Genomic DNA, 10130 nt, shown 5'->3' with positions numbered 1-10130 from the left:
TGGGCCGAACTGCAGGATGACGGCTCACTCGAAGGGGAGATTTGTCTCCTCAACGGCGACAACATCCCGTTCATCGCGCGCCGTTCCAAGACTTCTTCAACAGCCTGCTAGAGCCTTTTCCGTTCCGATGGAATCGGAACGGGGCTCTAGATTCTTGTTTTGACGCGTTTTCTTTACGCGAACTGGTATCCACCTCGCTCGAAAACGCTCTAGCCAAAATCGAGCACCATGCGGCCGTCAATCTTGCCGGCCTTCATCCGGTCGAAGACGTCGTTGATCGCAGCGAGCGGCACCTTGGCGACCTCGGCCTTCACCTTGCCGTCGGCGGCGAATGCGATGGCTTCGGCGAGATCCCGGCGGGTGCCGACGATGGAGCCGCGCACGGTGATCCGCTTGAGCACGACGTCGAAGATCGGCGTCGGGAATTCGCCCGGCGGCAGGCCGACGAGACTGACGGTACCCTTCCGGCGCACCATCTTCAGCGCCTGTGCAAAGGCGGCGGTCGAGACCGCCGTCACCAGCACGCCATGCGCCCCACCTCCGGTGGCCGCCACGACCTTGTCCACCGCATCGGCCTCCAGCGCGTTGACCGCGAGATCGGCACCGGTCTCTCGTGCGAGCTTGAGCTTGTCCTCGGCGATATCGATCGCCGCGACCTTGAAGCCCATCGCCTTGGCGTACTGGATCGCGACGTGGCCGAGCCCGCCGACGCCTGATATCGCGACCCACTCGCCGGGCCGCGCGTCCGTCTCCTTCAAACCCTTGTAGGTGGTAACACCGGCACACAGGATCGGCGCGACGGCGGCGAAATCGACCGTCGCCGGAAGTTTTGCCGCGAAGGCAGCCGAGGCGATGACATATTCGGCGAAGCCGCCATTCACGCTGTAGCCGGTGTTGTGCTGGTGCTCGCACAACGTCTCCCAGCCGGTCTCGCAATATTCGCACGACATGCACGCATCGTGCAGCCAGGCGACGCCCACCGCGTCTCCTACTTTCAGATTCTTCACGCCGGGCCCGAGTGCAGCAACGATGCCGGCGGCCTCATGTCCGGGAATGAAGGGGGGAACCGGTTTCACCGGCCAGTCGCCGGAAGCTGCGTGCAGATCGGTGTGGCAGACGCCGCACGCTTTCACCTTGACCAGAACCTCACCGGGACCGGGCTGCGGCACCGGAACGTCCTCGATCACCAGCGGCTTGCCAAATTCTTTGACGACTGCGGCTTTCATGGTCGGCATGTGTCTGCTCCATTGCAATACGTGGAGCAGACTAGCGATGCCGCGCGGCACTCCCTTGATTGGAGTCAAACAACGCAAATTTATGCGCCACGGACGCCATGATGACAGGACCGTGACGGCGCAGGCTAAGTGGACGCCGCGTCAGCTATGGAACTTCAGACCATCGACAATCTTGTCGATCACCTTGCGCTCGGCGCGCATTGCGATTCCGACGAGATTGAGATCGGTGCCCGCGACGGCCCTCACCGCTTCGCGATTGGCCGCATCATGCGTGGTCCTGAACATGTCCTCGGTATAGACCGCCGGCGCGACGTTGCGCGTCAGCGCCCGGTCGAGCGCGCGCGACAGCGCCGGACCGTCGGCACCGTAGATCAGGATCGGCTGACCGATCAGCGCGTGATATTTCGTGCCCGACGCGTCTTCATACGGCTCGCCGATGCATTCGGGAAACGCAGCGGCGATGCCGCTGGTGAGAAACGAGGCGACGTTGAGCTTCTGCCAGACCTGAAGATCGGTGCGGATCACGACGGCGATCTTGGTGTCGAACTGCATGAATATCCTCGACAGCTATTTTGGGCTCGATGCTCCGGTCCGCGCTTCGCGCGGTACCGTCTCATCGCCCCGGAATGACAGCAAGAGGAATCAGCGCTTCTGGAATCAGCCCTTGGCGTCGCAGGCCCAAGCGCGGATCACGCATTCCTTGCCGCCGTACTTGTAGCATTCGCGCGTGGCGGCATTGAGCGAGGCAGATATCTTCGGCTTGACGGCGTAGCCATAGGCGCCGCAGGGATTGGCGAGATCGACCGACATCGCCGCGCAGGCGCGCTTCATCGTCACGGTCGTGCACGCGCCCTTGCACTGCTTCTGCGCCGCAGCGCGCGCCTCGTGCTCGGCGCCATAATCAAAGGCCTGGCCATAAGCGCCGCACTTTCCGACCGCAAAGGCGCCAGCGGCATGGGCTTCGGTGATGTAACGGGCGCCAGTGACAACAACCGACAAGACAAAGCAAAACATCGCGCAACGGCGCGCGACGACATTCGAAGCCATGGAAAAAACCCCTCCCCCCAAGGCAGGTGGAGGCGACACTAAGCGGCGGTCGTTTCCAGATGGTGAACGGGTGGTTGAAAACGGACGATTGCGCGCTGCCGTAGGGTGGGCAAAGGCGCGAAGCGCCGTGCCCACCATCTGTCCACGCGACTATCGAAAATTGGTGGGCACGCTTCGCTTTGCCACCCTAGGGCAGCGTCATCCGCGTCTTGCGGCTTCGAGCGCCTGTGGGGTGTCGATGTCGAGGAACGCGCTCTCGCCGTCGACCGGCACTTCGGCCACGGCCTCGGCGTGCTTCGCGATCAGGTGGCGCGCGCCGATGTCGCCGTCGAGTGTCATCAGCTCTTTGAAGAAGCGGCGCGACCACAGCACGGGATTGCCGCGACGGCCTTCGCTGACCGGAACGACGATGAGATTGCCGCGGTCCGGCGCAAAGCCGTCGATGAGGCGGTCGATCAGGCCGGCATCGATCAGCGGCATGTCGCCGAGGCAGACCAGGGCGCCGTCGCAGCTTTCCGGCACCGCCGCGACACCGGCCTTGACCGAGCTTGCGATGCCGCCGGCGAAATCCGGGTTGCGGACGAACCTTACCTTCAATCCTTGCAGCGCCTGCTCGACCAGCTCGGCCTGATGGCCGGTGACGACGATCACCTCGGATGCCTTCGAAGCGAGGGCCTGCTCGGTCGCGAGGCGCACCAGCTTCTTGCCGTCGAGTTCGGCGAGCAGCTTGTTCGGCCCACCCATCCGAGTCGAGCGCCCCGCCGCGAGCACGATGGCCGCGACCTGGCTGTTGCCTTCGGTCTCGGGTTGAGCGCGTGGCTGCGGCCGCGTGACGATCTCCATGAGGAGCCCGCCGACGCCCATGCCCATCAGCTCTGAGCGCGTCACCTTGATGCCGGCAAGGAGCCGCATCAGCACCCAGTCAAAGCCGTTCTCGACCGGCGAACGCGCGCAGCCCGGCGCGCCCAGCACCGGTACACCGCCGGCGCGGGCGATCAGAAGCAGATTGCCGGGATCGACCGGCATGCCGAAATGCTCGATCTCGCCGCCGATCCCGGTGACGGCCGCGGGGATCACGTCGCGGCGGTCGGCGATCGCAGAGGCGCCGAAGACGATCACGAGCTCGGCGCCGAGCCCGAGCAATTCCTTGATCGCGGCCGACAGCGCGCCTTCGTCGTGCTGAACCCGCCGCTCGGCGATGATGCCGGCGCCGGCCGGCGCGAGCCGCTCGGCGGTGACGCGCAGGGTCTTGTCGATCACTTTGGACGACAGGCCCGGCAGCAGCGTTGACACCACGCCGACGCGCTTGATGACGTAGGGCGCGATCTTCAGTACATCGCGGCCGGCCGCCTTCACCGCGGCATCGCGCAAATTTCCTTCGACGCCGAACGGGATGATCTTGACGGTGCCGACCATCTCGCCCTCGACCACCGGCTTGAAGGCGGTAAGCGTCGCAAAGGTGATGGCTTCGTCGATATTGTTGATGCGGTCGACCGCTTCGCGGTCGATCACCAGCACGCCGGGACGCGCCGCGAACAGATTGGCGCGGCCGGTGAAGGCGCGCTCGACATGGATGCCCTCGCCGCCGACGGCGAGCGCGATGCTGGCGGCCGCAACGTCCTCGGAGACGTCGCCCTCCTCCATGCGCACCACCACGACGTCCTTGACGCCGGCGCGCGTCAGCGCCTCGACCTCGGCAGGGCCAATGGTCGTGCCCTTCTTCAGCACCAGCGGTCCCTGGCGCAGGGTGTGGACGGTCACCCCACCGATTGCATCCTTGGGACTCGCCGGGCCAAACTTCATGCCGCTTCTTCTTTTTCTTTTGGAGGCAGGCGGAGCACCGCCGTGATCTCGGCCATGATCGCCACCGCGATCTCGGACGGCGAGACCGCGCCGATCGCGAGACCAATGGGCGCGTGGATGCGCGCGATGTCGCTTTCCTTGGCGCCCTGCGCCCGCAGCCGGTCGCCGCGCTTAGCGTGCGTCTTCCGCGAGCCGAGCGCGCCGATATAGAAGCAGTTGCGTTCGAAGGCGTGGAGCAGCGCGGGGTCGTCGATCTTCGGATCGTGCGTCACCGCGACGAAAGCCGTGTAGGCATCGACGTTGAGCGGCGGCAGCGCCGTGTCGGGCCATTCGGCGACCAGGGGAATGTCGGGGAAGCGCTCGGGGCTTGCAAAGGCGGTGCGTGGATCGACGACGGTGACGTCGTAGCCGAGCGAGCGCGCCAGCGGTGCCAGCGCCTGGCTGATATGGACCGCGCCGACGATGACGAGTTTTGCGGTCGGTGCATAGACGTTGAGGAACAGCTTCTTGCCGCCGGCCTCGACATTGCCGCTCTTGCCCATCCGAAGCTGCTTGTCGAGTTCAGCCCGCAAGGGATCCTTGGCAAAATCCTTCGCCTTCACCAGGCGCTGCTCGCCGTTCTCGGTGTCGGTCACCAGGATCACCGGCCGGCGCGCGGCGCGCTCGGCATTGAGTTCGTGCAGGATCTCGAGTTTCACGGCTAGCCGACCTTCTCGACAAAGACGCGGATGGTGCCGCCGCAGGACAGCCCTACATTCCAGGCGGTCTCGTCGGCCACACCGAACTCCAGCATCTTGGGTTTGCCGCTCTGGATCACATCCATGGCCTCGGTGACCACGGCACCCTCGACACAGCCGCCGGAGACCGAGCCCAGGAACGTGCCCTCGTCGTTGATGACGAGGCTCGAGCCCGCCGGGCGCGGCGCCGAACCCCAGGTCTCCACCACGGTAGCGAGCGCAACGCCTCGGCCGGCCTTCTGCCAGTCCTCCGCCGCCTTCAGGATATCCTCGTCGCGATCGAGCATGGCCTACCTCTCAAGCTGCGGAGCGGATCAAGCTGCGGTGATGCGGCGGCAGCGGCTGGGAGAGCGTGGTGATCAGCTCCTGGATCGAACTCAAATTATGCACGGGCCGGAATTCGTCAACGTGCGGGAGCATCATTTTGATGCCCTGCGCCTTGGCCTCGAAGCCGCCGAACCGCAGCAGCGGGTTGAGCCAGATCAGCCGCCGGCAGGAGCGGTGCAGCCGATCCATCTCGAACGCGAGCTTGGAATCGGCCTCCCGCTCCAGCCCGTCGGAGATCAGGAGCACGATGGCGCCCTGGCTGAGCACGCGCCGTGCCCACAATTTGTTGAAGTTGTGCAGCGAGGTCGCAATGCGGGTGCCGCCGGCCCAGTCCTCCACCGAGGCCGAGCAGCTCGCCAGCGCCTCATCGGGATCGCGCTGGCGCAGCGCGCGGGTGACGTTGGTGAGGCGGGTGCCGAACAGGAACACCGAGACGCGCTTGCGCGCGTCGGTGATGGCGTGGAGGAAATGCAGGAACAGGCGGGTGTACTCGCTCATCGATCCCGAGATATCGAGCAGCGCGACGATCGGCGCCGGCTTCTCGATCCGCCCGAGGCGATGGATGTCGATGATCTCGCCGCCGGTGCGCAGGGAGGCGCGTAGCGTGCGGCGCAGGTCGAGACGCAGGCCGCGGGGATCGGGCCGGTGCCGGCGCGTCAGAAGCTCGGCCTGCGGCAGCCGCATCCGCTCGATCGCGCGGAGCGCCTCTGTGATCTCGGCCGCGCTCATCTGTGCGAAATCCTTCTTCTGAAGAATTTCCTTGTCGGAGACCGACAGGCGCAGATCCTGCTCCTGGTGCTGCGGCGTTTCCGTCATGCGCGGCTGCGACATTGCCTCCTGCACGCGGCGCGAGCCGGCCTGGGGCTTCTTCTTGGCCTGCTCCGGCAGCGGCACCGAATCCAGCATGTGCTTCCACTCTTCCGAGGCGCGGAAGAACAGGTTGAAAGCCTGCTTGAAGATCAGCGCATGCTCATGGCGCTTGACGAAGATCGCCTCCAGCGTGGTGAAGACGTCGGCGCGGTTACCGATGTCGATCACCTGCAGCGCGCTCATGGCATCGATGACCGCACCCGGCCCGACCGGCATCCCCGCCGCACGCAGCGCGCGGGCAAAGCCGACGATGTTGTCGGCGAACTGCTCGGTCTTGTCAGGCGCCAGGTGGTTGATGGCCATGGCCGGTATCCATCCTCTCGTCATTCCGGGGCGCGCCTTCTTGGGCGCGAGCCCGGAATCCATACTCCCGATCGTGGTTATGGATTCCGGGCTCGACGCTTGCGCGTCGCCCCGGAATGACGGGAGTAGTTGTGACGCGAAACTAATTCTCGCTGGTCGCTTCCTTCAGCACCTTTTGCAGGGTGTCGCCCTGCATCCGAGTGATGTCGTCCTGGTACTTGAGCAGCGCGCCCAGCGTGTCGCCGACCACTTGCGGGGTCAGCGAGCGGGCGTCGAGCTCCGACAGCGCGGTGGCCCAGTCGATGGTCTCGGCAACCCCCGGCGATTTATAGAAGTCCTGGTTGCGCAGCGCCTGCACGAAGCGCACGACCTGCTGCGACAACTTTGCGGAGATGCCGGGCACGCGCGTCTTGACGATCGCGAGCTCGCGGTCGGCGGAGGGATAGTCGACCCAGTGATAGAGACAGCGCCGCTTCAGCGCATCGTGGATCTCGCGGGTGCGGTTGGAGGTGATGATGACGATCGGCGGGTTCGGCGCCTTCACGGTGCCGAATTCGGGGATCGTGACCTGGAAGTCGCTGAGGATTTCGAGCAGGTACGCCTCGAACGCCTCGTCGGCGCGGTCGAGCTCGTCGATCAGCAGCACCGGCGGGCCGGCGACGTCGGGCTCAAGCGCCTGGAGCAGCGGCCGCTTGATCATGTAGCGGTCGGCGAAGATGTCGCTCGAGAGCTGCTCGCGATCGGTGTCGCCGGCGGCTTCCGCCATCCGGATCGCGATCATCTGCGCGGCGCTGTTCCACTCATAGACCGCAGAGGAAACGTCGAGGCCCTCATAGCACTGCAGGCGGATCAGCTTCCGTCCCAGCGCTGCCGACAGCACCTTCGCGATCTCGGTCTTGCCGACGCCGGCTTCGCCTTCCAGGAACAGCGGCCGGCCCATGCGCAGTGACAGGTAGGCCACCGTCGCCAGCGATCGCTCCGCGAGGTAACCGCGCGAAGTCAGAAGTTCGAGCATCGCATCGACCGATGCCGGGAGGGCAACTGAAGTCATGAAAGAGCCAGTCTCGCTACGCCCTCACCGGGGGCAAGTATTGGGCCAAATCGTGAGGATCACTCACTCCTTGGCGTTTGCGGCATCGACGGCGCGCCGCGTCAGCACCCCGATGAGGTGCGCGCGATATTCGGCGCTGCCGTGGATGTCGCTGTTGAGGCCTTCCGCCGGCACCTCAATGCCTTCCAGCACCTTCGACGAGAAGCGTTTCTTCAGGGCCTCCTCGAACGCGGTGACGCGGAACACGCCTTCGGAGCCAGCGCCGGTGACGGCGACCCGCACGTCCGACGGACGCCGTGCCACGAACACGCCGACCAACGCATAACGCGAGGCCTGATTGCGGAACTTGATATAGGCCGCCTTCTTCGGCAGCGGGAACATCACCTTGGTGATGATCTCGTCAGCTTCCAGCGCGGTCGAGAACAGGCCCTGGAAATACTCTTCGGCCTTGAGGCGCCGCTTGTTGGTGACGATGGTCGCCCCTAACGCGAGCACCGCAGCCGGATAGTCCGCGGTTGGATCGTTGTTGGCGAGCGAGCCGCCGATGGTGCCCTTGTGGCGCACGGCGGGATCGCCGATCTGGCCGGCAAGGCTGGCGAGCGCCGGGATCGCCTCACCGACGATGGCGGAGCTTGCGACCTCGGCATGCTTGGCAGTCGCGCCGATCACCAGCGAGCGGCCCTTCATCTCGATCGTATTGAGCCCCTCGATGTGGGAGAGGTCGACCAGATGCGGCGGGCTGGCGAGGCGCTGCTTCATGACGGGAATCAGCGTGTGGCCGCCGGCGATCACCTTGGCGTCTTCGTTCTTCACCAGGAGGTTGGCTGCCTGCCGCACGGTCCCGGGGCGATGATATTTGAATTCGTACATGAGGGTGTCCTGATCGCGGAATGCGCGCGCGGTTTACGCGAGGTCGGATTTCGCCATCGCCTTCGCGCCGGCGGAGATCGAGGCGACGATGTTCTGGTAGCCGGTGCAGCGGCAGAGATTGCCTTCAAGCTCCTCGCGGATGGTATGGTCGTCGAGCTCGTGGCCCTTGCGATGGACGATGTCGATCGCGGTCATGATCATGCCGGGCGTGCAGAAGCCGCACTGCAGGCCATGGTGCTCGCGGAAGGCCTCCTGCATCGGATGCAGCGGCGCGCCGTCTGCGGCCAGCCCCTCGATCGTCTTGACCTCGTGGCCGTCGGCCATCACGGCAAGCGTGGTGCAGGACTTCACGGCCTTGCCATCCAGGTGCACGACGCAGGCGCCGCACTGCGAAGTGTCGCAGCCGACATGGGTGCCGGTCAGCCGCAGATGCTCACGCAGAAACTGCACCAGCAGGGTGCGGGGATCGACATTGGCCGTGACTGGATTGCCGTTCACGATCAGGGAGATTTTTGCCATAAGCACTCTCTATCAGCACCCCGACGGGTCCCGTCGAAGCGGTTCTTATAATTATTCCAACCCATCATATGGGCCATTATGCCCGGGGGCAACATCGCCCCGGACGCAAGGCGCCATGCCGAAAAGGCGCTATACGAAAGGTACTGGGCCTTCAGCCCTGTACCGCCTTGGCGAAGTTCGCGAAAAATTCGTCGGCCAGTTTCTTGGCGGCGCCGTTGATCAGGCGCTGGCCGAGCTGCGCCAACTTGCCGCCGATCTGCGCTTCCACGTCGTAGGACAAAAGCGTGCCGCCGTCCTTCTCCGCGAGCTTGACCGCAGCGCCGCCCTTGGCGAAGCCGGCTACCCCGCCCTCCCCTTCACCGGAGATCTTGTAGCCGTTCGGCGGGTCGAGATCGCTCAGCATCACCTTGCCCTTGAAGCGCGCCGACACCGGGCCGACCTTCATTTTCGCTGTCGCGCGGAAGCCGCCGTCGTCGGTCTTCTCCAGCTCCTCGCAGCCGGGGATGCAGGCTTTGAGCACCTCGGGATCGTTGAGCTTCGCCCACACGGCCTCGCGTGACGCCGGAAGTTGGACTTCGCCGTTCATTGTCATGGCCATGGGGCGCCTCCCGAGATCTCATCACTATAATGCTGCTCAAGTAACGCACGAAGGACGCAAAGGAAAGGGCGCCCCCCGGTCACGTGCAATGCATATTCGCAACTGCAAAAAGTCTTGTGCGGACGGTTTGGGATTGGCACAGCCGCGGCATGGTGATTAGGTCCCGCGCAAGATGAGCACAGCCCTCTCCCCCCCTGCTCGCGCCGATGCTGTCGAGCGCGGCCATGCGCGCAATCTGCGACGACCGGTCCACCCTGCAGAACATGCTCGATTTCGAGGCAGCTCTGGCGCGGGCCGAGGCTGCCACCGGCGTGATTCCCACGGCTGCGGTCGCCCCGATCGAAGCCGCCTGCAAGGCTGATACCTTCGACATGGCTGCGCTGGCCGAGGCCGCGACGCGGTCCGGCAATCTCGCGATCCCCCTGGTCAAGTCGCTGACCGCTGACGTCGCGAAGGCCGATGCGGAGGCTGCGCGCTACGTGCATTGGGGCGCGACCAGCCAGGACGTCATCGACACCGCGACCATGCTCACGCTTCGCGCCGGCATCGATGCGCTGGATGCCGACCTCAGCCGCGCCATCAAGGGCTTTGCCGCGCTGGCACGCAGCCATCGCAACACCGCGATGGTGGCGCGGACCTGGCTGCAGCACGCGCTGCCGATGCCGTTCGGGCTGAAAGCCGCCGAGTATGCCGCAAGCCTTGCCCGCGCCCGCTGCCGCCTGCGGCAGCTCTCCCGCGAGGGCCTCGCGCTGCAATTCGGCGGCGCGGCC

The 10130-nt window shown here is 65.3% G+C and carries 12 protein-coding genes; 1 reads left to right on the top strand and 11 read right to left on the bottom strand.

Annotated features, from left to right (window positions below; all coding sequences use genetic code 11):
* Positions 1 to 209: 209 nt before the first annotated feature.
* The 11 genes from adhP to AC629_RS40265 all read right to left on the bottom strand — a co-directional run bounded on the left by adhP (position 210) and on the right by AC629_RS40265 (position 9360).
* Positions 210 to 1235, bottom strand: coding sequence for an alcohol dehydrogenase AdhP (adhP, locus tag AC629_RS40315; protein WP_084810232.1), 1026 nt, complete (start codon positions 1233 to 1235; stop codon positions 210 to 212).
* A gap of 141 nt (positions 1236 to 1376) precedes the next feature.
* A complete protein-coding gene (locus tag AC629_RS40310) occupies positions 1377 to 1787 on the bottom strand; it encodes a DUF2000 family protein (protein WP_084810231.1) in 411 nt (136 codons plus the stop codon).
* 105 nt (positions 1788 to 1892) lie between these two features.
* Complete coding sequence (locus AC629_RS40305) at positions 1893 to 2282, bottom strand: DUF4189 domain-containing protein (protein ID WP_084810230.1); 390 nt, start codon at positions 2280 to 2282, stop codon at positions 1893 to 1895.
* Between the two features lie 198 nt (positions 2283 to 2480).
* Positions 2481 to 4085: an NTP transferase domain-containing protein gene (locus AC629_RS40300; protein ID WP_084810229.1), complete on the bottom strand. Its 1605-nt coding sequence runs from the start codon at positions 4083 to 4085 to the stop codon at positions 2481 to 2483.
* On the bottom strand, positions 4082 to 4783 hold the full coding sequence (locus AC629_RS40295) for an XdhC family protein (RefSeq protein ID WP_084810228.1): 702 nt from the start codon (positions 4781 to 4783) through the stop codon (positions 4082 to 4084). The genes AC629_RS40300 and AC629_RS40295 overlap by 4 nt, the downstream gene beginning before the upstream one ends.
* 2 nt (positions 4784 to 4785) lie before the next feature.
* Positions 4786 to 5109, bottom strand: coding sequence for an XdhC family protein (locus AC629_RS40290; protein WP_025037240.1), 324 nt, complete (start codon positions 5107 to 5109; stop codon positions 4786 to 4788).
* Between the two features lie 10 nt (positions 5110 to 5119).
* Positions 5120 to 6322 (bottom strand): vWA domain-containing protein, encoded by a 1203-nt coding sequence (locus AC629_RS40285; protein ID WP_084810227.1) that lies wholly within the window; start codon positions 6320 to 6322, stop codon positions 5120 to 5122.
* A 142-nt stretch (positions 6323 to 6464) separates the two neighbouring features.
* On the bottom strand, positions 6465 to 7373 hold the full coding sequence (locus tag AC629_RS40280; RefSeq protein WP_084810226.1) for an AAA family ATPase: 909 nt from the start codon (positions 7371 to 7373) through the stop codon (positions 6465 to 6467).
* Positions 7374 to 7436: 63 nt separating this feature from the next.
* Positions 7437 to 8243 carry an FAD binding domain-containing protein gene (locus AC629_RS40275; RefSeq protein WP_084810225.1) on the bottom strand — a complete coding sequence of 269 codons (807 nt, stop codon included), beginning with the start codon at positions 8241 to 8243 and terminating at the stop codon, positions 7437 to 7439.
* Between the two features lie 33 nt (positions 8244 to 8276).
* Positions 8277 to 8762 carry a (2Fe-2S)-binding protein gene (locus AC629_RS40270; protein ID WP_084810224.1) on the bottom strand — a complete coding sequence of 162 codons (486 nt, stop codon included), beginning with the start codon at positions 8760 to 8762 and terminating at the stop codon, positions 8277 to 8279.
* Positions 8763 to 8913: 151 nt separating this feature from the next.
* Complete coding sequence (locus tag AC629_RS40265) at positions 8914 to 9360, bottom strand: SRPBCC family protein (RefSeq protein WP_084810223.1); 447 nt, start codon at positions 9358 to 9360, stop codon at positions 8914 to 8916.
* Positions 9361 to 9584: 224 nt separating this feature from the next.
* Between AC629_RS40265 and AC629_RS40260 the strand changes: the two genes are divergently transcribed.
* Positions 9585 to 10130, top strand: a 546-nt coding sequence (locus AC629_RS40260) for a lyase family protein (RefSeq protein WP_245332156.1), incomplete at its 3' end; no start/stop codon positions are given.

Origin of the sequence: Bradyrhizobium sp. NAS80.1 (assembly GCF_001908205.1) — a bacterium.
Lineage (GTDB): Bacteria > Pseudomonadota > Alphaproteobacteria > Rhizobiales > Xanthobacteraceae > Bradyrhizobium.
The sequence above is the reverse complement of the archived record's forward strand: the minus strand, read 5'-3'. Positions and strand labels throughout refer to the sequence as shown.

What these genes read in the sequence shown, in the direction of transcription:
- AC629_RS40280 (WP_084810226.1), bottom strand. Translation starts at nt 7,373, where the DNA reads ATGACTTCAGTTGCCCTCCCGGCATCGGTCGATGCGATGCTCGAACTT.
- AC629_RS40300 (WP_084810229.1), bottom strand. Translation starts at nt 4,085, where the DNA reads ATGAAGTTTGGCCCGGCGAGTCCCAAGGATGCAATCGGTGGGGTGACC.
- AC629_RS40265 (WP_084810223.1), bottom strand. Translation starts at nt 9,360, where the DNA reads ATGGCCATGACAATGAACGGCGAAGTCCAACTTCCGGCGTCACGCGAG.
- AC629_RS40270 (WP_084810224.1), bottom strand. Translation starts at nt 8,762, where the DNA reads ATGGCAAAAATCTCCCTGATCGTGAACGGCAATCCAGTCACGGCCAAT.
- AC629_RS40310 (WP_084810231.1), bottom strand. Translation starts at nt 1,787, where the DNA reads ATGCAGTTCGACACCAAGATCGCCGTCGTGATCCGCACCGATCTTCAG.
- AC629_RS40290 (WP_025037240.1), bottom strand. Translation starts at nt 5,109, where the DNA reads ATGCTCGATCGCGACGAGGATATCCTGAAGGCGGCGGAGGACTGGCAG.
- adhP (WP_084810232.1), bottom strand. Translation starts at nt 1,235, where the DNA reads ATGCCGACCATGAAAGCCGCAGTCGTCAAAGAATTTGGCAAGCCGCTG.
- AC629_RS40285 (WP_084810227.1), bottom strand. Translation starts at nt 6,322, where the DNA reads ATGGCCATCAACCACCTGGCGCCTGACAAGACCGAGCAGTTCGCCGAC.
- AC629_RS40275 (WP_084810225.1), bottom strand. Translation starts at nt 8,243, where the DNA reads ATGTACGAATTCAAATATCATCGCCCCGGGACCGTGCGGCAGGCAGCC.
- AC629_RS40305 (WP_084810230.1), bottom strand. Translation starts at nt 2,282, where the DNA reads ATGGCTTCGAATGTCGTCGCGCGCCGTTGCGCGATGTTTTGCTTTGTC.